Origin of the sequence: Cyanobium sp. NS01 (assembly GCF_014280235.1) — a bacterium.
In the GTDB taxonomy this organism is placed as follows: domain Bacteria; phylum Cyanobacteriota; class Cyanobacteriia; order PCC-6307; family Cyanobiaceae; genus NIES-981.
In genome coordinates, this window is sequence record NZ_CP047940.1 from 213,921 (window position 1) to 233,430 (window position 19,510).

The following is a 19,510-nucleotide window of genomic DNA, read 5'->3' on the forward strand; positions in this document are numbered from 1 at the left end:
GCTCGTTTGAGCTGGGGTCGTCTTTATCGTTCGCCTTTCGTCTCGGGATTGTGGGCCCTGCTCGAGCCAGCTGGTCTCCAGAACCACGCAGCTCAGCTGGCCTGGCTTACCCCTGGCACCCTGGCCTGCGTCTGGATGGCGGGAGATCGAGAAGGAACTGCGGGAATGAGCGTCTACCTCTCCGTCCTCCGTCCTCGATCATCCTCGTGGAGTTCTCCTCGGCTGATTTCCCAGGATCCCATCCGTTCAGAACAGAATCCTCTGCTGTTCATAGCCGAGGGGCAACTGAGGCTGATTCATACCGCCCAGCATTGCCGCAGGCCTTCTGATCCCGCAGAGCCTGATCGTCCCTTCTCCATGCAGTGGACGGCGAGCCTGCGCGTTCAGTCGCGCGCCCCCCGCGGCCGTCGCTGGTGCCCGGCCGCCGATCTCATCGATCAGCCCGCCTTCTGCCGCCATCAGCCCCATCGCCGCCCCGATGGGCGCTGGCTGCTGCCGATCTACCGTTGCCTGGAGCAGGGCCAGGCCTTCGGCTCTGATCTCTCCGAGGTGCTCCTGTTGGAGCCGGATGGCCGGTTCAGCGGCACTGTCGTGCCCGTACCCGAAAGCACCGGCCGGGTGCATGGATCGATCGTGGCCAGTGCCGATGGAGCCTCCCTGCTTCAGTTCTTCCGCAGCCGGCTGGCCGATCGCATCTACTGCTCCAGGAGCACGGCCGATGGCCTGTGCTGGAGCGCACCCCAACCCACCAGCCTGCCCAACAACAACAGCTCGATTCAGGCCCTGCGGCTTGCCAGCGGCCGGCTGGCGATGATCTTCAACCGTTGCTCGGAGGAAACGGAGCCGGCAGCGCCGGAGCGCTGGGGGCAAGCGCGATGGGGATGCCCACGCTGGCCACTCACTGTGGCTCTCAGCAACGACGACGGCCACAGCTGGCCCTGGATGCGGGATATCGACTGCGGTGAGGGTTTCTGTGGCGAGGCCAACCGGCTCTGTAATACAAATGCAGCCTACCCAACGATTGTGGAGGGCCAGCCAGGCGAACTCCACATCGCCTATTCCTGGGGCGATCGGTTTGCCATCCGCTACCTGTGCCTCTCCGAGCAGGCGATCCTCGGCGTGCAGGAGCCTGCATGAACTTCCTGTCCAGGTCCTCCGAAGGGGTGTTGCTGGTGGCCACAGGGCGCCGCCACCGTAACGAAGCCATCACAGCCGTTCCCCGGATCCGCCCCTGGCTCGGGGGCAGACCGCTGTGGCTGCTGACCGACAAACCCGCTCGCGTTCCGGCGGCTGCCTTCGATCGGGTCATGCCCCATCCCGATCCGCGCCGGACCTATCGCGACAAGATCACGGCCCTCCTCCGGCTGCCCTTTCGTCGCACCCTCTTCCTCGACAGCGACGTTGAGCTGCTGGCCCCGCTTGACGATGTGTTCAAGCTGCTGGACGTGGTGGACCTGGTGGGATGCCATGCTCCGGTGCGCAGTTTCCAGTGGCGTGATCCCCAGGTGCCTGAGGGTGTCTGTGAGCTCAACAGCGGCGTTCTGGCCCTCCGCAGCGGACGGGCCCAGCACCGACTGGTGCGACGCTGGCTCACCACCTACGATGAAGTAGGCGTGGAGGTTGACCAGGCCGCCCTGCGTTCAGCTCTCTGGTGGGCCATGCAGCGCGGCCTGCGCAGCTGGGTGCTACCACCGGAATACAACCTGCGCACCACCAAACCCTGGATCGCCGGCGCGGGAATGGCCGTGAAGGTGGTGCATGGCCGCATCCCTGACAGCATGCGCGCGCCCCTCGCCGGCTATCTCAACAAAGACCCCAGCCGCTTCCGGGCCAGCAGCGCCTTCCCCACTGGCCAGAACACCGCTGTGGCGCCCTGGCCCCCAGTTGCCCCCCAGCGCCTCTTTGTCCTCGGGGCCGGGCGCAGCGGCACCAGCCTCCTGGCGGGGCTGTTCCGGAGGAGCGGCCTGTTCATGGGTGAGGCCTCCCCCTACAAACCCCGTGCGGCCAACCCCTTGGGCTTCTTTGAAGACAGGGAAGTGAACGCCATCAATGAAGACCTCCTGGGCCCGCTGGTGCCCCCACCGCTTGGGGAAGGGCAACGTTGGCTGGCAAGCCTGCCCAGCTCGGCCCGGGTGGCGATCACGCCCGAGCTACGTCGCCGCATCCGCACGCTCCTGTCACGCGGCCCCTTCTGCTTCAAGGATCCTCGCTTCTGCTACACCCTGGATGCTTGGATCCAGGAGCTCCCGGAGCAGGAGCGTGATCAGGTGCAGTGTCTCTGTGTGTTTCGCCATCCCTCGGTGGTGGTGGCGAGCATATTGAAGGAAATTGGCTCGGCCCCCTATCTCGAGGGTCTGCAGCTCACCGCAGAGCAGGTCCTGCAGGTCTGGGAGGCCCACTACCAGGCCGTGCTCAAGCGACAACGGAGCCAGGGGCGGTGGCTGTTCATCCACTACGAGGAGTTGCTGCAGCCCACGGGGCTGGCTCGGCTGGAGGCCTTCACGGGCCTGGAGCTCGACCACAGCATCGTTGACCTCAGCCTGCGTCGCAGTGAAGCCCATATTGAGGCCACGCCGACTTCCCTGAGGTTGTACCGAACCCTGCTGGATCTGGCCAAGTGCGAAGAGCCATGAGCCGAGCCAAAGTGTTTGGCATCGGCCTGAACAAGACCGGCACCACAACGCTGGGGGTCTGTCTCAGCCGCCTTGGGTATCGGCACTGCAGCTTCGATCTCAGCCTGCTGGAGCAAGTTCGTCATGGTGACTTGAAAGGATTGCGAGCTGTGGTGGATCGTCACGACTCCTTCGAAGACTGGCCCTACCCGATGGTGTTCGAGCAGCTCGACCACCTCTATCCAGGCAGTCGGTTCATCCTCACCAGGCGACGCTCAGCACGGGCTTGGCTTCGAAGCCTCCAGGAGCACAGCCTGCGCACCGATCCCGCCATCGGCTCCCGCTCCCGCACCCTGGCCTACGGCTGGCCCTATCCCCAGCTGAATCCACGTGCCCACCTGAGCCTCTATCGGGCCCACCTCCTCCGGGTGCGTCATTACTTTCGGCAGCGTCCCCAAGACCTGCTGGAGGTGTGCTGGGAGGAGCAGGCCAGCTGGGCTCCACTCTGCTCCTTTCTCGGGCAGCCACTGCCGGGGGTACCGTTTCCGCACGCCAACCCTGGCTGCTGCGGCAGTAGGCAGCGACTGCTGCATAATCAAGAGTTAATCCGTCGGGGATTTGACGATGCGCTTGGTGATGACGTTGCTCTGCCGTGACGAAGTCGATATCATTGCCAGCACTATCCGGTTTCACCTTGATCATGGTGTCGATCATCTGATCATCACTGATAATGGCTCCGTAGATGGCACGCTAGAGACTTTGCAGGGGTTTCTACCTAGCGGGAGAATGACTCTGCTTCAGGAACCTCGACATGACCACAACCAGGCCGTGTGGGTCACCCGGATGGCCCGCATGGCCGCCACAGAGTTGAATGCCGATTGGCTGATTCATGGCGACGCTGACGAATTCTGGTGGCCAGCCTGCGGGAATCTAAAGGCGGAATTGCAATGCGTACCAGCCGAATGGAATGCTGTGCACATTGAACGCCGTAATTTCCTGCCTCCACCTCAGCGAGCAGACAGCGCCGAACCAGTTCCATTCTACAAGCTTCAGCTAATCCGGGAGCGCCAGTCTCTGAACTCCCAGGGATTGCCCTTGCCAGGCAAGGTGTGTCACCGTGCCCACCCTGAGGCGGAAGTCAGTGACGGCAATCATAGCGTTAGCCTTGCTGGAGAGTTTGTACATGCGCCGTTAGTCAAAGACATCGAGATCTTGCACTTTCCCACTCGTAGCTACGATCAGTTCGCCCGCAAGATTCGCCAGGGCACCGAAGCACTAATGCGCAATACCCGTATTGCCGTGGAAGTAGGAAGCACTTGGCGCCACGTTTACGAGGAATACCTACAGCGAGGTCGCCTAGAGGATTATTATCATAAGCTGCAGATGTGCCAACAGGATCGGGAGGCCCTCTTAAGCACTGGTGCTCTGATTGTCGACGATCGCTTGTGTCGGGCTCTCCAACGTGACCGCTGAATCGCGAGCCATTGCCAAAGTGGCCGTAATCACCCCTTACCACCGCGAGGGCTTGGAGCTATTAGAGCAGTGCCACCGTAGCGTGAAAGCCCAAACCATGGCCTGCCGGCATGTGCTGGTGGCCGATGGACATCCGCAGCCTGAACTGCAGGACTGGGGAATCGATCATGTGTTGCTGCCCACCAGCCATGACGACATCGGCTCCACGCCGCGGCTGATCGGCAGCTATCACGCCATCGGGCTTGGTGTGGATGCCGTGGCGTTCCTGGATGCCGATAATTGGTATGAGCCCCATCACATCGAGCAGATGATGGTTTGCCGTGAGCAGAGTGGTGCTGCCTTTGTGTCGTCATCTCGCCTGCTGTGCAGATTGGACGGATCGCCCATTGGTCCTTGTCCCATCACGGATCCTGACTGCTTCATCGATACCAGTTGCATGCTTTTCGGCCGTGAGGCATTTCATCTCCTACATCACTGGGCTCTGATGCCACCCTACGCTCACTTGATTGGAGACCGCGTGATGCTTCATCATGTTCGTGAATCTGGCCTTATCCGGCACCATCTCAATGATCCCAGTGTGTGCTATCGCTGCGGCAAGGAGGGCCTCTACCGTCAAATGGGTGAGGTGATCCCACCGGGCGTGCAACCAATGCCCAACTATGAAGCTGCCTTTCGCCAATGGCAGCAGGACGGCTACCCCCCTCTTTAAGCCAGATCAATACAGCGCGCCCAGGATGGGGACGGTTGAGCTCAACAGTTGAGTCACAATTCTTTAGGGACTGGTCTTTCGTAGTCAATGCCCCCATGAGGCTAAACTGGAGCAAAGGATGAGGGACTACTGATGCATGCACCCGCGATTCCCCAGAAGACCCTGGGATTTCTTGACGAAGTCGCTGCTTTCTCCCAACAGAAATTAGAAGGCTCCACACGTAATCGCGAGCCATTCCCCCACCTGTATTTACCAAAGCTCCTGCCCAAAGCTTTCTTTGAAGAACTTTGCAGACTCTATCCAACCTCGGAGTGCATGGAGTCAATGCCTGCCCGCCGTACAGGCAATCCCTATGCTCATAAGTATCGACGCCTGCTGAATCTCAACGACGAGACGTTGTCTGCACTGACTCCCGAGCAAAGCCGATTCTGGGCATTCTTTTTGCAGTTCGCAGAACGAATTGGGCCTTCGATGCTTGCGGCACTACCAAAGCCATCGGCCGACCATAAGTACCTCACCATTCCCGAGCATGGCCTGAAGACAAGAGTTGATCTATGGGCTGACCACGGAGGCTACCAAATTTCGCCCCACACCGACGCGCCACACAAACTGGCAACTTTTTTGCTGTATTGTTCTCCGAATCCAGAACTTGCTCGAGAAGGCACTTCAATATTTGTTCCACGGAGCACGGATTTGCGCTGTTGGTCTGGGAAACAATGGCCTTTAGACGAATTTCACGAGGTTTTTCGAGCTCACTATGGCGCCAATTGTTTGTTTGGATTTCGCAAGACTGATCGCTCATTTCATGGCAAATATCCTGTTGCTATCTCAACTCTAGAACGCCGCACCATTGCGATCACTGTTCAGGTGAAAGAGGGCTACGTTGCCTAAGGCCATTCAGGCACGAACCGCTCTTGTCATCTCAGCCGGCCCCAGCCAACGTTAGTTTCATTGTTCCAGTTCGTAACCGTGCGGCCTTGCTGCGCACAGCGCTTGCGAGCTGTGTTTCTCAGTCGATCGAGTCTTGGGAAGCCATTATTCTTGATGATCATAGTGATGAAGATATTGAGGGTGTTGTTGCATCATTCAATGATTCCCGTATCCGCTACCAACGGCAGGATTCAGGTTGCTCCGGAGTTGCTGCCGCACGCGAGGCTGCAATCCGGGTTGCACACAGCGATGTATTCATCACTCTCGATGCCGACGACATCAACCATCCTCACCGCGCCCATCGTTGTGCCGAACTGCTGGCATTAACCTGTCCCCGACTTATCTATACGCGTGTGCGCTTCTTCGACCACAAGACAGGCAGCAATCGGCCGAAACCAGTCTTTCAGCCCTTTTGCGCTCAACTCTTCCGCTACTTTAATTTCATTACCAACCCCGGCACAGCCTTTAACCGCTCTGCATATGAAGCCGCAGGAGGCTACTACGACCATCACTTGTGTGTTGCCGAAGATTATGATCTCTATCTCCGGATGTCCAAGGCGGGCGTGCAGATACTTGGTCTAGATGAGGAGCATGTGAGCTATCGCAAAGGATCCGGCTCTACGACGGAAGGGCAGAGGGAAGAGATCCGAAAAGCATTGGAATCAATTCGTGCCAAGCATGTGTTGCCGCCCTTTTCGTTTGAATCCGTGATGCAGCTCTACGCCCTGCCAGAACTCGCTCAGACTATGCTGGACAACCCCACCACGAAAGCGCTTTGGAGCGATGACCGCTGGCAACCAGACATCTGATCCAGCCACTCCCAGGATATTTCTGATTGGCTTCAACAAGTGCGGCACCACATCGTTTCATAATTTCTTTCTTGCCAACGGCTTATCCTCGGTGCATTGGCGAGCCAATACCTTGGCGATGACAATCCATCGCCACCTCCAGCAGGACCACTGGCCTGTGTTAGACGGACTCGACCACTGGACGGCATACACAGATATGATTTGTCTTCCTGGAACACCTTGGAATCATTCCAATAGTTTTGAGCAGCCGGTCATTGAGGCTTGTCGATACTTTCGTGAGCTGCATTCATCCTATCCGAATAGCTTATTTATCCTCAATAGTCGCGATCCCGAGCGATGGGTTGAATCTCGCCTTCGGCATGATGATGGTCGTTTTGCCCAGGCCTATTTGGAGGCGATAAGGCATGAAGGTATTGACGACAAATCTGCGCTTTGTGAGCGCTGGCTTAACGACTGGGATAATCACCATTCCGACGTACTTGGCTATTTCGCGACGATTGCCACGGATCAGTTTCTTTTCTTTCAGCTTGGTAGTACGCCCCCGAGCGAGTTAGCAAGTTTTTTGGGTCGTTATTTCTCCTTACCATCTCCTCAGTTCCCCCATCATCACAAGTCGCCTGTATAGTCCATGCAGCTGGTGATACCTACGCTTTGGAAGTCAAAGTCTCTTGTCGAGTCCTTGAATAGGTATCTGCAGCTCTCCTTTGTAGAGAGGATTCTCCTGGTCGACAACGCTGCCCTGGAACGTCCTGGAGATCTTGGATCTCTCGCTAAAGATGCTCGCCTTCTGATGTTGCCACAGCATCAGAATATCTATGTAAATCCCTCCTGGAATCTTGCAGTCGCCCAGATCTCTGATCCGAATACCCTTGTGGGCATCCTCAATGATGATGTCAGTTTATCACCGAAGGCTCTTGCAGAGATGAATGCTCGATCTTGGCAGGTTGGGGAGGTTGTTGGCTTGATGCCTGATTCTGACTTGACCGATCTTTCTCTGAGCAGGGAGACTGGGATCAGGCTCATCCCTGTTCACCATGATGTCAAGCAGTCGATCGGCCAGCAATTACCAGGGTTTGGATCGGCTATGTTTCTGCTTCGAGCCACCTACAGAACAATTCCCCCCTGTTTTCAGATTTGGTATGGTGACGACTGGCTTTTACGCTCAGCCACAAGAATCTTTGGCATCCACGACCCTGGCTTGAGGCGCGAGCATCATGTCACGATGAGAGATTTGAGGAAGTCTTCCAGCTTTCGATCAATACTAAGCAATGATCGGCGTTCTGCAGCTCAGTTATTTGGATTTGAACAGTAAGTTGGAAGGTCTCTTGGGCTTTTCCCAATATTGAGATGCTTGTGAATTGCCAACCAGTATGTGTCGATGGGCTCCAGGCGTTCATTGGGGAGGCGGTCTGGAAGTGCTCCGGCTGAGAGATGCGCAATCACCAGATTACGCCGCGCATCCGCCAATGAGTTTACCATCGGATTTGCGGCTTGGTCATGCCAAGTATGGGTTGCATTCCTCTCCCTCATCCAGGATAAGTAGTTGTACTGGAGAGGCAGATACTGTACCCGATTCTTGAGTAGTGCATTCAAGGCGCACTGCTCGCGAAATCGGCACAAGGCTGGGTTCGCTTGATAGAAATCAACAATCTCTTTGCAACTTATACAAGCTCGCAGGTGCTCTGCGTCAAACAGCATGACGCCAGCATTGAAATAATGATAAGAGCTTTTGAGGTCGAGTATCAGCTGCCTGTCTGGCATCGGCCGCCCATGAGAGCAAGAGGCTATGGGCTTGTCAGCGGTGAGGGGGAGTTGCTCAAGTGCCGTCATGTTGGAGACGCAAAGCGTATCTGCGTCAATGCAAAGGTAGCGGCCAGGTATGGGAGCCAGTTCGAGGGCTTCTACACAGTAAAAGTAGGGTCTCACTGACGGTGGAAGTGAGTGTAAAGGGCTATTGTCTCGAATGTGAACTTGTTCTAGCTCTGAGGAAAAGGAACTCGCGATTTCTGGAAGACGTGAAAGTAGACAGTCCTTGGGGGTCACCACCATGACCCTGGCGATCTTGTTATGGAGCAACACTGAGCAGAGAGCAATGGCCGCCAACTCCTCGTACCCTGAATCAATGGAAAAAACCAGGGTCAGCTCCATGCCCCACTCACTCGGTCTCGCAGGTGATCTTCACCGGGTAGGGCTTCACCTGCCAGATCTTGTCGGCGTAGTCCTGGATCGAGCGGTCGGAGGAGAAGAAGCCGCTGCGGGCGGTGTTGAGCAGGGCCATGCGGTTCCAGCGGGAACGGTCGGCCCAAGCCTCACCCACGCTCTGCTGAGCGCGGAGGTAGTCGTCGAAGTCGGCCAGCACGAAGTAGGGATCCCGGCCGGTGAGGTTCTGCAGCAGCGGGCGGAACAGCTCTCCGTCGCCATTGCTGAAGTGCCCCTGCTCCACCAGGCGCAACACCTCGGCCAGTTCCGGCATGGAGCCGATCAGTTCCCAGGGGCGGTAGCCGCCGCTGCGCAGTTCGGCGATCTCTGAGGTGGTCTTGCCGAACAGGAAGAAGTTGTCTTCTCCCACTTGCTCCCTGATCTCCACATTGGCCCCATCGAGGGTGCCGATGGTGAGGGCGCCATTCATGGCGAACTTCATGTTGCCGGTGCCGGAGGCCTCCATGCCGGCGGTGGAGATCTGCTCGGAGAGGTCGGAGGCGGGGTAGACCCTCTCGCCCAGCTTCACGTTGTAATCCGCCAGGAAGATCACCCGCAGACGACCCTCCATCTCGGGGTCCGAGTTGATCGTTTCGGCGATGCCGTTGATGAACCGGATGATCAGCTTGGCCATGTAATAGCCGGGAGCGGCCTTGCCACCGAAGATCACCGTGCGGGGCGGCAGATGGTCACCATCGCCGTGTTTGATGCGCAGGTACTGGGCGACCACCTGCAGCGCGTTGAGATGCTGGCGCTTGTACTCATGGATCCGCTTCACCTGCACGTCGAACAGGGAAGCCGGGTCGACGAGCACGCCGTTATGGCGATGGATGTAATGGCTGAGCTGGGTCTTCACGGCCAGCTTGGTGGCATCCCAGCGCTCCAGGAAGGCGCTGTCATCCACCAAGCCCTCCAGCCGCTTCAGCTGGCTGAGATCGCGCACCCAGCCTTCACCGATCGCCTCGTTGAGCAGATCGCTCAGCTGTGGATTGGAGAGCGCCATCCAGCGCCGGGGGGTGACGCCGTTGGTGACGTTGGTGAACTTCTCAGGCCAGAACGTGGCGAAGTCCGGAAAGAGGTCGGTGGTGACCAGCTGGCTGTGCAGGGCCGCCACGCCATTGACGTGATGGGAGGCCACCGTGGCCAGATTCGCCATCCGAACAGCCTTGCCGCCGTCCTCATCGATGATCGACATCCGCCTGAGCACGCCCTCATCTCCCGGGTAGCGCAGGCGCACCTGCTGCAGGAAACGGCGGTTGATCTCGAAGATCAGCTCCAGGTGCCGGGGCAGCAGCGAGCCGAACAGGTCCAGGCCCCACTTCTCGAGGGCCTCGGGCAGCAGGGTGTGGTTGGTGTAGGAGAGCGAGCGGCTGGTGATGTCCCAGGCGGTGTCCCAGGGCAGTTGCTTCTCATCGATCAGCAGCCGCATCAGTTCGGCCACCGCGATGGAGGGGTGGGTGTCGTTGAGCTGCACCGCCCAGTGATCGGGAAACTCCTCGATCGGCAGACCGCGGCCCTCCAGGCTGCGCAGCATGTCCTGCAGGGAGCAACTCACAAAGAAGTGCTGCTGCTTGAGGCGCAGACGCCGGCCCTCGTCGGTGCCGTCGTTCGGGTAGAGCACCTTGGAGAGGGTTTCGCTGCCCACCTTCTCCTCCACGGCGCCGTAGTAATCGCCGATGTTGAAGGCGTAGAAGTCGAAGCTCTCGGTGGCATCGGCGCGCCACAGGCGCAACCGGTTGCAGGTGTTCACCCGGTAGCCGAGCACGGGCACATCGTGGGGGATGCCGATGGCATGCTCCGCCGGAATCCAGCGCACCCGCTGCTCGCCCTTGCTGTCGCGATAGGTCTCGGTGCGGCCGCCGAAACCAACGAAGCAGGCCTGATCGGGCTGGGGCAACTCCCAGGGCCAGCCGGCCTTGAGCCACTTGTCGGTGACCTCCACCTGCCAACCATCGCGGATCAGCTGATCGAAGATGCCGAACTCGTAGCGAATGCCGTATCCGGAGGCAGGGATTTCCAGCGAGGAGAGCGATTCGAGGAAGCAGGCGGCCAGGCGGCCCAGGCCGCCGTTGCCCAACCCGGGCTCCTCCTCCACGTCCAGGATCTGGTTGAGATCGTCGATGCCGAAGCGCTTCAGGGCCTGGCTCGCCGCCTCCTCGATGCCCAGCATCAGCAGGTTGTTGCCCAGCTGCGGCCCGATCAGGAACTCGGCCGAGAGATAGGCCACCACCCGGGTGGGAGCTGCCCGCAGGGCCTCCAGGCCAGCCAGGTAACGGGTCATCAGCCGGTCGCGCACGGCGTAGCTGAGGGCCACGTAGAGGTCGTGGCGGGTGGCGGTGGGGGCGAGCTTGCCGAGGCTGAAGAACAGATGCCCGGTCATGCCGTCAAACAGGTCCTCCGGCCCGGAGCCGCTGCGGTCGGAGTCGGCGTAACAGCCCGGGGTGGGCAGGCGCAGAGGCCTGGGTTGGATGGTGGTCATGCCTCGGGTGTACTCCAGCGCCAGTTGGTGATCTCGGGGGCATCCATGCCATGGGTGTGGGCATGGGCGCGATTGGCCAGGATGGCGTTCTTCATCCGTTCCTTCACATGGGCGGCCCTTGAGCCGAGCCCGGTAACACGATCAATCACGTCAATCACGAGATTGAAGCGATCGATCTGGTTGTTCATCGCCAGCTCCAGAGGCGTGTTGATGTTGCCTTTTTCCTTGTAACCACGCACGTGGAAGTTGGGGTGGTTGGTGCGGCGGTAGACCAGCCGGTGAATCAGCCAGGGATAGCCGTGGAAGTTGAAGATCACCGGCTTGTCGGTGGTGAACAGGCTGTCGAAATCCCGATCACTGAGGCCGTGGGGATGTTCCGAGGGTTCGGTGAGGGCAAACAGCTTCACCACATTGAGCACCCTGATCTTCAACCTGGGGCACTCATGACGAAGGATCTGCACCGCCGCCAGGGTTTCCTTGGTGGGGATGTCGCCGGCGCAGGCCATCACCACATCGGGCTCATCGGGTTCAGTGCCGCTGTCATCGTTGCTGGCCCAGCTGAAGATGCTGATGCCCTTGGCCACATGGGCACGGGCCTGCTCCAGGCTGAGGTACTGGAGGTGTTTCTGCTTGTCGGAAACGATGATGTTGCAGACGTTGGGCTCCACCAGGGCCTCTTCCGCCACCGCCAGCAGGGAGTTGGCATCGGCCGGCAGGTAGACGCGAACCACTTCGCCACTCTTGTTGCCGGCCAGATCGATGAAGCCCGGATCCTGGTGGGTGAAGCCGTTGTGATCCTGGCGCCACACCGTGGAGGAGATCAGGCAGTTCCAGGCGCCGATCGGGGCCCGCCAGGTGGCGTGGTGGATGCAGCTCTCCAGCCACTTGGCGTGCTGGTTGAACATCGAGGCGATCACATGGGCAAAGGCCTCGTAGGTGTGGAAGAAGCCGTAGCGGCCGGTGAGCAGGTAGCCCTCCATCATCCCCACCAGGGTGTGCTCGGAGAGCATCTCCACCACGCGGCCCTCGCGGGCCAGTTCGCTGCCGTTGAGGTCTTCGGGGAGGAAGTCCTCCATCCACACCTTCTTGCTCACCTCGTAGATCGCCTGCAGGCGGTTGGAGGCGGTTTCATCCGGGCCGAACACCCGCAGCGAATCGGGGTTGCGCGCAATGGAATCGCGCAGCAGGCAACCCAGGGGCGCCGTGTTCTCGTGCTCAGTGGCTCCTGGCTGCTCCACTGGCACGGCATAGGCCTCCACCGGCGCCAGGCGCAGCTTGCGGCGCAGCTGGCCGCCATTGGCATGGGGGCTGGAGCCCATCCGCCTGGGGCCCACCGGCGCGAGAGCCTCAAGGTCGGGCCAGAGATGGCCTTCGCTGTCGAACAGCTCCTCAGGCCGGTAGCTGCGCATCCAGGCCTCCAGCATGGCCAGCTGCTGGGGATCGGTCTTGGGGGCGGCCAGGGGCACCTGGTGAGCCCTCCAGAAGTTCTCGATCTTCTTGTCGCCGAGGGCGGCGGGGCCGGTCCAGCCCTTGGGGGAGCGCAGCACGATCATCGGCCAGGCCGGGCGCACGGCCTCGCCGCTGGCCCGGCAGGTGGCGCGCACCTGCTGGATCGCATCGACGGCCTGGTCCATGGCCGCGGCCATGGCGGCGTGCATGGCGTGGGGCTCATGGCCCTCCACCAGGATCGGCTCCCAGCCGTAACCGCGCAGCAGGCTCACCAGCTCCTCGCGCGGGATGCGGGCCAGCAGGGTGGGGTTGGCGATCTTGTAGCCGTTGAGGTGCAGCACCGGCAGCACCGCCCCATCCGAAATCGGGTTGAGGAATTTGTTGATGTGCCAGCTGGTGGCCAGCGGGCCGGTTTCGGCCTCGCCATCGCCCACGCAGGCCACGGCGATCAGCTCGGGGTTGTCGAACACCGCGCCGCAGGCGTGCGAGAGCACGTAGCCCAGCTCGCCGCCCTCATGGATCGAGCCGGGGGTTTCCGGGGTGCAGTGGGAGCCGATGTGGCCCGGGAAGGAGAACTGCTTGAAGAAGCGCCGCATCCCCTCGCTGTCGCGGGAGATGTCGGGGTACACCTCGCTGTAGCTGCCATCGAGGTAGGTGGGGGCCAGCACGCCTGGGGCGCCATGGCCTGGCCCAGAGAGGTAGAGCATGTCCAGGTCGCGCTCCCGGATCAGCCGGTTGGCATGGGCCCAGATGAAGGCCTGGCCTGGGCTCGACCCCCAGTGGCCCAGCAGCCGGTTCTTGATGTGCTCGGGCTGGAGGGGCTGCTGCAGGAGGGGATTGTCCTGCAGATAGATCATCCCTACCGCCAGATAGTTGGCGGCGCGCCACCAGCGATCGATCAGGGCCAGGTCCTGCTGGGAGGGCGTGGTGGAGGGAGGCGGCAGGCTGCTGGTGAGGCTCGGGATGGCGGTGGAGAGCAGTTCTCCCATCTCAGTCAGCCCAGAAACGGCATGTGCGGACGGTAGCGACCATGGCCACGGTGGAACGGCGCCGCTGGTTAGAGATCTGCGTCCGAACACCGGCGCCGACGACCCGATCGGCCCCAGCTGAACCTCTCCATGACCCTGCCAGCCCTGTTGCTCGCTGTCGACAGTCACCAGTCGGAGGTGGCCGAAACGCTGATTTCCGTTGGCGAATTCCTGGTGATCTTCGTGGCGGCTCGGGTGCTCGCTGAGCTGATGGTGCGCCTGCAGCTGCCCACGATCCTGGGCGAGCTGGTGGCTGGCGTTGTGATCGGCGTGTCGGGGCTGCACCTGATCGTGCCGCCGGACACCCAGGCCCAGCTGTCCGCATGGAGCCTTTCGGTGCTCGGATCGCTCTCCGGCCTGGAGCCGGCCAGCGTGCAGGATCTCTACGCCGAAACCTTCCCCAACCTCAAGCAGGTGTCGGAGATCGGGCTCTACGCCCTGCTGTTCCTCACCGGCCTGGAGAGTGAGCTCGATGAGCTGGTGGCCGTGGGCGCCCAGGCCACCACCGTGGCGGTGACGGGCGTGGTGCTGCCCTTCGCCCTGGGCACGGCCGGCCTCTACTACCTCTTTGACGTGCCGTTGATTCCTGCCGTGTTCGCCGGAGCGGCCATGACGGCCACCTCGATCGGTATCACCGCCAGCGTGTTCGGGGAGCTCAAGTTCCTGCGCACCCGTGAGGGGCAGACGGTGATCGGCGCGGCCGTGCTCGATGACATCCTCGGCATCGTGATCCTGGCCGTGGTGGTGAGCCTGGCCGGGGGCGGCAGCTTCGAGCTGGCCCCGCTGCTGAAACTGGTGGTGGCCGCCGGGGTGTTCGTGGCTGCGGCGCTGTTCCTGAGCCGCACGGCCGCGCCTGCCTTTGACTGGGTGCTGGATCGGCTCAAGGCCCCTGGCGAGGTGGTGGTGGCCGGTTTCGTGGTGCTCACCCTGTGCTGTTTCGCCGCCCAGGCGATCGGCCTGGAGGCGGCGCTGGGTGCCTTCGCGGCGGGCCTGATCCTGAGCGGCTCCAAGCACACCCATGCGATCCAGGGCACGGTGCAGCCGCTGGTGGCCCTGTTCGCCACGATCTTCTTCGTGCTGATCGGCACCGGCATGGATCTCTCGGTGCTCAACCCGATGAACCCCGAGAACCACGAGGGGCTGATCGTGGCCGCCTTCCTGCTGGTGGTGGCGATCCTGGGCAAGGTGGCGGCGGGCTGGAGCTACGTGAGCAAGGTGAAGACCAACCGGCTGGTGGTGGGGCTGGGGATGATGCCCCGCGGCGAGGTGGGACTGATCTTCCTGGGGCTCGGCAGCCAGGCCGGCCTGCTCACCAAGTCGCTGGAGGCGGCCATCCTGCTGATGGTGATCGGCACCACCTTCCTGGCCCCGATCCTGCTCAGACTGGTGCTCGGCGGCCAATCCGGAGGACCCGACCTTGACCCCCTCGCCGAAATCCCCACCTGATGCCGGTGTGTCGCCGCTGCGGCGCTGGGGCCTGAGCTGGGGCGGCTGGCGCGACAACCGCCGCGGCGAGTGGTGGTTGCTGGCCCAGTTGCTGCTGATCGCCGCCCACCTGCTGCCGCCCTGGCCGGCGCCTGGCTCCTGGGGCTATGCCTGGCCCTTGCCCCTGGCCCTGGGCGGCGCAGTGCTGTTCCTGGTGGGGATGGGGCTGGCCCTGCAGGGCTTCCTGAGCCTGGGCGCCAGCCTCTCGCCCCTGCCGGAGCCGATTCCGGGGGCGGCCCTGGTCACCAGCGGCGCCTATGGCCGCTGCCGCCACCCCCTCTACCAGGCGGTGCTGCTCTGCTCCCTGGGGGTGACGCTGGCCCTCGGCAGCCTGCTGCACCTGGGCCTGCTGCTGGCCCTCGGCGCGGTACTGGGCGGCAAGGCGCGGCGAGAGGAGCGGGCCCTGGCCAGCACCCACCCCGACTACGCCGCCTACCGGCACTCCACCGCAGCGATCATTCCTCGTCTTCCCTGGCTCGACTGGCGAGAGCTGTGAACAGCCCCCAGCCCACGGCGATCAGGCCGAGGCTGGAGGCCCAGCTGGGGCCCAGGGCCAGGCCCAGGCCGATCTCCGTGAGGGCACCCACGGCCACGGCCGCGGCCAGACTGAGCCCCACCAGCACCACCTGCTGCAGCAGGGGAGGCCAGCTGCCGGCCTCAAGGGCCTGCTCGAGCCTGGCCAGGGGCAGGCTGAGCGGCAGGTAAAGCGCCAGCGCCCAGAGGGCGATCCCCGGCAGCAGGGCGATCCAGTCGATGCTGGCGAGGGGCAAGGGTGAGCTCGCGGTGCTCCTTAGCATCGACCCTCCCTGCCGGCCGCTGCCGTGCCCGATCAGCCGATTGCCCAGCCCTGGACCCACCTGGGCCACCCCGTGCACGCCGTGGTGGCGGGGCCGGAGCGGCCGCTGGGGCCTGCGGTGCTGCTGGTGCACGGCTTCGGGGCCTCCACCGACCACTGGCGCTACAACATCCCGGCCCTGGCCCGCAGCCACGAGGTGCATGCCGTGGATCTGCTCGGCTTCGGCCGCAGCGCCAAGCCCGCCGGGCTGGCCTATGGCGGCGGACTCTGGCGCGATCAACTGGTGGCCTATGTGGCCGAGCGCATCGGCCGGCCCACGGTGCTGGTGGGCAACTCCCTCGGCGGCTTCGCCGCCCTGGCAGCGGCAGCGGCCCTCAAGGCCGAGGCCGCGCCGGGTCGCGAGGCGGCCGGGGTGGTGCTGGTGAATGCCGCCGGCCCCTTCAGCGATGAGCAGGCCCCGCCGAAGGGCTGGGGCGCCATCACCCGCCAGACGATCGGCGGCGCCTTGCTGCGCAGCCCCGTGCTGCAGCGGCTGCTGTTCGAGAACCTGCGCCGCCCCGCCACGATCCGCCGCACCCTGAACCAGGTGTACATCGACCGCACCAACGTCGACGACGCCCTGGTGGAGGCGATCCGGCGGCCCTCCCTGGATCCGGGCGCCTTCGGCGTGTTCCGCACGGTGTTCGACATTCCCCGGGGCCAGCCCCTCGATGAGCTGTTCGCCGAGCTGCGCTGCCCGCTGCTGCTGCTCTGGGGCATCCGCGATCCCTGGATCAACGCGGTGGGGCGCCGCCAGGCCTTCCAGCGCCACGCGCCCGAGATCACCACCGAGGTGGTGCTGGAGGCGGGGCACTGCCCCCACGACGAAGTGCCCGACCAGGTGAATGAAGCCCTGCTCAGCTGGCTGGCGGGCCTCAGCCAGCCACAGGAGCCACGCCAGGCAGACGGCCCCGCGCCAGTTGCTGCTTCGGATCGAACTGCCGCTTGAGGGCCTCGATCAGGGGCCGGGAGGGCGCATCGAGCCAGGCGGGAAGGCTGCTGCCACTGGGCTGCCGCAGCAGGGTGAGCGCTCCTCCGGCCGCCTGGCAGTGGCGCCGCAGGCTCTCCACCCGGTGGGCCGGCACCGCGGCAGCGCTGCCCCAGGCGTAGCCCAGGCCACTGCCGGCGCCCATCACCAGCTCCAGGCCGCCGAGGGCCCGTTGCTCCAGCAGCTCCGGCAGCCGGTCGGGCAGCACCCCCAGGCGCAGCAACCAGTCGGGCTCGGGGTCACCCTGGCCGCAGCACTCCGCCGCGGCCAGGGCATCGGGCTTCAGGCAGCCGCAGCCCAGGCCTTCGCCGCCGGCCTTCGCCTCGATGCAGGCGATCTGCTCCTGGAGCGTCTGGGCACTGATGCTGGCCAGGCTCACCAGCAGGCTGGCCTCGCCGCCGCGGCGCTGCCAGTCGAGCCGCTCGGGGCTGAGGCTGGAGCCGAGCAGCCAGCGGCAGAAGCTGCCCAGGGCGGGGCTGGCCCCCTCAAGCCGCAGCCCCTGGCGGTGGGGCGGAATCGGCTGGGTGCGCAGGGTGACGGACGTGATCAGGGCCAGGGAGCCCCAACTGCCGCAGAGGGGGCGCATCAGGTCGTAGCCGGCCACGTTCTTCACCACCTTGCCGCCGGCCCGGGCGGCCACGCCATCGCTGCGCAGCAGGTGGATGCCGATCAGCTGGTCGCGCACGCCCAGGTAGCGCTGGCGGTAGCCGCCGGCCTGGCCGCGGGCCACCAGGCCGCCGACGGAGCCGGAAGCCTCGCCGCCGGGGCCGCTGCCCCAGGGCCAGTCCACGGGTAACCACTGGCCGTGGTGGGCCAGAGCCTGCTGCACCTCCACCAGTGGTGTTCCGGCCTCCACGCTGATGGTGAAGTCGCCCGGGTTGTGCTCCAGGATCCGGTTCAGCCGCCGGCAGCTCAGCACCGTGTGGGGCTGCGCCACCGGCGGTCCCCAGTCGAGGCGGCTGCCGAGCCCGGCGGGCAGCCAGGTGACGTTGCGCCGGTGCAGGTCCTGCACCACGGCCTGCAGATCGCTGGGCTCGGGAGTCATCACGGCACGATGGTGCCATGAAGGTTGTGGTGCTCGACGACGACCCCACCGGATCCCAGACCGTGCACGGTTGTCTGCTGCTGCTGCGCTGGGATGTGGCGACGCTGCGGCGCGGCCTGCAGCACCCCTCACCACTGCTGTTCGTGCTGGCCGACAGCCGCGCCCTGGCCCCTGACGAGGCGGCCTCGAGGGTGGCAGAGATCTGCCGGGCCCTGCTCGAGGCGCTGAGGGCGGAGCAGGCCGAGGGGCGCTGCCGGCACTGGCTGGTGGTGAGCCGGGGCGATTCCACCCTGCGCAGCCATTTCCCCCTGGAGTGCGAGGTGATCGCCCGGGAGCTGGCACCGCTGCTGAGAGCGCAGGGGGAACGGGGCTCCGGAGGCTTCGATGCCACCCTGCTGGCACCGGCCTTCCTGCCGGGGGGGCGCACCACCGCAGGGGGAGTGCACCGCCTGAACGGCGTGCCGGTGCACACCACGCCCTTCGCCCGCGACGGCCTGTTCGGCTACAGCAGCAGCGACCTGGCGGCCTGGGTGGAGGAAAAGAGTGCGGGCCGGCTGCCGGCCAGGAGCGTGCAGCGGCTCGGCCTGGCGGAACTCAACGCGGCGGCGGCCTCGGCGGATGGCCTTGCGGCCCTCTGTGCACGCCTGGCCGCGCTGCGCGGCAACCCGGTGGTGGTGGTGGATGCGGAGCGGCCGCAGCAGCTGGCGGCCCTGGGAGCCGCGGTGCGGCAGCTCACGGCTGCAGCGGCCAGCGAGCGCTGGGGGCGGCCGCGGCGGTTCCTGTGCCAGTGCGCCGCCAGCCTGCTGAACGGCCTGGTGCCGCTGCCCCCCCAGCCGCTGACACCCTCTGCCCTGGCGGGCCTGCGGCGCCGGGGGCCAGCCGGCTCCCTGCCGGGGCTGGTGCTGGTGGGCTCCCATGTGCCCCTAGCCGATGCCCAGCTGGAGGTCCTGCTGCAGGAGCCGACCTGCCAGGCGGTGGTGCTGCCGGTGCGCCGCCTGGCGCGGGTGCTGGAGGGGCCCCTGCCCGCTGAGCTGCTGGCCTCCCTGGAGGCCGACTGGCTGCAGCAGCTCGAGGCCGTGCTCCACAGCGGCCGCACGGCCGTGCTGCACACCAGCCGCGGCGAGCTGCGCTGCGCCAGTGCCGCCGAGCGGCTGCGACTGGGGCAGGGGCTGGCGGCCCTGATGGCCCGGCTGGCCGCAGCCGTGGTGCCGCAGCTGGGCTACGTGATCAGCAAGGGGGGCATCACCAGCTCGGCGCTGCTGCGCGACGGGCTGGCCCTGGAGGCCGTGGAGCTGCAGGGGCAGCTGCTGCCGGGGCTGTCGCTGGTGCTGCCGCCAGCCGAGGCGCCGCTGCCGCGGCTGCCCCTGCTCACCTTCCCAGGCAACCTCGGCGAGGCGGGCACCCTGCGGCAGGCCTGGCTCTGGATGGAGGGCGCGCAGGCAGCGGACTGAAGCGAAACATCCGCCTGG

The 19,510-nt window shown here is 63.9% G+C and carries 18 protein-coding genes; 13 read left to right on the forward strand and 5 right to left on the reverse strand.

Going from position 1 to position 19,510, the window contains the following annotated elements:
* Positions 1-48: 48 nt before the first annotated feature.
* The 9 genes from CyaNS01_RS00965 to CyaNS01_RS01005 all read left to right on the forward strand — a co-directional run bounded on the left by CyaNS01_RS00965 (position 49) and on the right by CyaNS01_RS01005 (position 7,845).
* Positions 49-1,137 carry an exo-alpha-sialidase gene (locus CyaNS01_RS00965; RefSeq protein WP_225875724.1) on the forward strand — a complete coding sequence of 363 codons (1,089 nt, stop codon included), beginning with the start codon at positions 49-51 and terminating at the stop codon, positions 1,135-1,137.
* Positions 1,134-2,633 (forward strand): sulfotransferase, encoded by a 1,500-nt coding sequence (locus tag CyaNS01_RS00970; RefSeq protein ID WP_186698151.1) that lies wholly within the window; start codon positions 1,134-1,136, stop codon positions 2,631-2,633. Before CyaNS01_RS00965 ends, CyaNS01_RS00970 begins: the two co-directional genes overlap by 4 nt.
* Positions 2,630-3,268, forward strand: coding sequence for a sulfotransferase family protein (locus tag CyaNS01_RS00975; protein ID WP_186698153.1), 639 nt, complete (start codon positions 2,630-2,632; stop codon positions 3,266-3,268). Before CyaNS01_RS00970 ends, CyaNS01_RS00975 begins: the two co-directional genes overlap by 4 nt.
* Positions 3,249-4,085 (forward strand): glycosyltransferase family 2 protein, encoded by an 837-nt coding sequence (locus CyaNS01_RS00980; RefSeq protein WP_186698155.1) that lies wholly within the window; start codon positions 3,249-3,251, stop codon positions 4,083-4,085. Before CyaNS01_RS00975 ends, CyaNS01_RS00980 begins: the two co-directional genes overlap by 20 nt.
* Complete coding sequence (locus CyaNS01_RS00985) at positions 4,075-4,794, forward strand: glycosyltransferase family A protein (protein WP_186698157.1); 720 nt, start codon at positions 4,075-4,077, stop codon at positions 4,792-4,794. Before CyaNS01_RS00980 ends, CyaNS01_RS00985 begins: the two co-directional genes overlap by 11 nt.
* A 132-nt stretch (positions 4,795-4,926) precedes the next feature.
* Complete coding sequence (locus CyaNS01_RS00990) at positions 4,927-5,685, forward strand: hypothetical protein (protein ID WP_186698159.1); 759 nt, start codon at positions 4,927-4,929, stop codon at positions 5,683-5,685.
* Positions 5,686-5,708: 23 nt separating this feature from the next.
* Positions 5,709-6,533: a glycosyltransferase family A protein gene (locus tag CyaNS01_RS00995; RefSeq protein WP_186698161.1), complete on the forward strand. Its 825-nt coding sequence runs from the start codon at positions 5,709-5,711 to the stop codon at positions 6,531-6,533.
* The gene (locus tag CyaNS01_RS01000; protein ID WP_186698162.1) at positions 6,508-7,158 is read left to right on the forward strand and encodes a sulfotransferase; all 651 of its coding nucleotides are present in this window, start codon (positions 6,508-6,510) and stop codon (positions 7,156-7,158) included. Before CyaNS01_RS00995 ends, CyaNS01_RS01000 begins: the two co-directional genes overlap by 26 nt.
* Positions 7,159-7,161: 3 nt before the next feature.
* Positions 7,162-7,845, forward strand: coding sequence for a hypothetical protein (locus CyaNS01_RS01005; RefSeq protein WP_186698164.1), 684 nt, complete (start codon positions 7,162-7,164; stop codon positions 7,843-7,845).
* On the opposite strand, the gene CyaNS01_RS01010 is transcribed toward CyaNS01_RS01005, so the two are convergent.
* The 3 genes from CyaNS01_RS01010 to CyaNS01_RS01020 are packed head-to-tail and all read right to left on the reverse strand — an operon-like array spanning position 7,821 to position 13,649.
* Positions 7,821-8,681, reverse strand: a complete 861-nt coding sequence (locus CyaNS01_RS01010) for a glycosyltransferase (protein WP_186698166.1) — start codon at positions 8,679-8,681, stop codon at positions 7,821-7,823. The two genes, CyaNS01_RS01005 and CyaNS01_RS01010, sit on opposite strands and share 25 nt — an antisense overlap.
* Positions 8,682-8,688: 7 nt before the next feature.
* On the reverse strand, positions 8,689-11,211 hold the full coding sequence (locus CyaNS01_RS01015; protein WP_186698168.1) for a glycogen/starch/alpha-glucan phosphorylase: 2,523 nt from the start codon (positions 11,209-11,211) through the stop codon (positions 8,689-8,691).
* Positions 11,208-13,649, reverse strand: coding sequence for a phosphoketolase (locus tag CyaNS01_RS01020; protein ID WP_186698170.1), 2,442 nt, complete (start codon positions 13,647-13,649; stop codon positions 11,208-11,210). Before CyaNS01_RS01020 ends, CyaNS01_RS01015 begins: the two co-directional genes overlap by 4 nt.
* Positions 13,650-13,778: 129 nt before the next feature.
* Here CyaNS01_RS01020 and CyaNS01_RS01025 point away from each other — a divergent pair, with 129 nt between their 5' ends.
* Both CyaNS01_RS01025 and CyaNS01_RS01030 read left to right on the forward strand, forming a co-directional pair.
* Positions 13,779-15,134 (forward strand): cation:proton antiporter, encoded by a 1,356-nt coding sequence (locus tag CyaNS01_RS01025; protein WP_186698172.1) that lies wholly within the window; start codon positions 13,779-13,781, stop codon positions 15,132-15,134.
* Entirely contained in the window at positions 15,106-15,669 is a 564-nt protein-coding gene (locus CyaNS01_RS01030; RefSeq protein ID WP_186698174.1) for an isoprenylcysteine carboxylmethyltransferase family protein, read from the forward strand. Before CyaNS01_RS01025 ends, CyaNS01_RS01030 begins: the two co-directional genes overlap by 29 nt.
* Here CyaNS01_RS01030 and CyaNS01_RS01035 read toward each other — a convergent pair.
* Complete coding sequence (locus CyaNS01_RS01035; RefSeq protein ID WP_186698176.1) at positions 15,629-15,943, reverse strand: hypothetical protein; 315 nt, start codon at positions 15,941-15,943, stop codon at positions 15,629-15,631. The genes CyaNS01_RS01030 and CyaNS01_RS01035 overlap by 41 nt on opposite strands.
* Positions 15,944-15,994: 51 nt before the next feature.
* Here CyaNS01_RS01035 and CyaNS01_RS01040 point away from each other — a divergent pair, with 51 nt between their 5' ends.
* The gene (locus CyaNS01_RS01040; RefSeq protein WP_370561618.1) at positions 15,995-16,957 is read left to right on the forward strand and encodes an alpha/beta fold hydrolase; all 963 of its coding nucleotides are present in this window, start codon (positions 15,995-15,997) and stop codon (positions 16,955-16,957) included.
* Here CyaNS01_RS01040 and CyaNS01_RS01045 read toward each other — a convergent pair.
* On the reverse strand, positions 16,884-18,041 hold the full coding sequence (locus tag CyaNS01_RS01045) for an FAD-binding oxidoreductase (RefSeq protein ID WP_370561620.1): 1,158 nt from the start codon (positions 18,039-18,041) through the stop codon (positions 16,884-16,886). The genes CyaNS01_RS01040 and CyaNS01_RS01045 overlap by 74 nt on opposite strands.
* A gap of 17 nt (positions 18,042-18,058) precedes the next feature.
* Here CyaNS01_RS01045 and CyaNS01_RS01050 point away from each other — a divergent pair, with 17 nt between their 5' ends.
* Complete coding sequence (locus CyaNS01_RS01050) at positions 18,059-19,492, forward strand: four-carbon acid sugar kinase family protein (protein WP_186698179.1); 1,434 nt, start codon at positions 18,059-18,061, stop codon at positions 19,490-19,492.
* Positions 19,493-19,510: the final 18 nt, after the last annotated feature.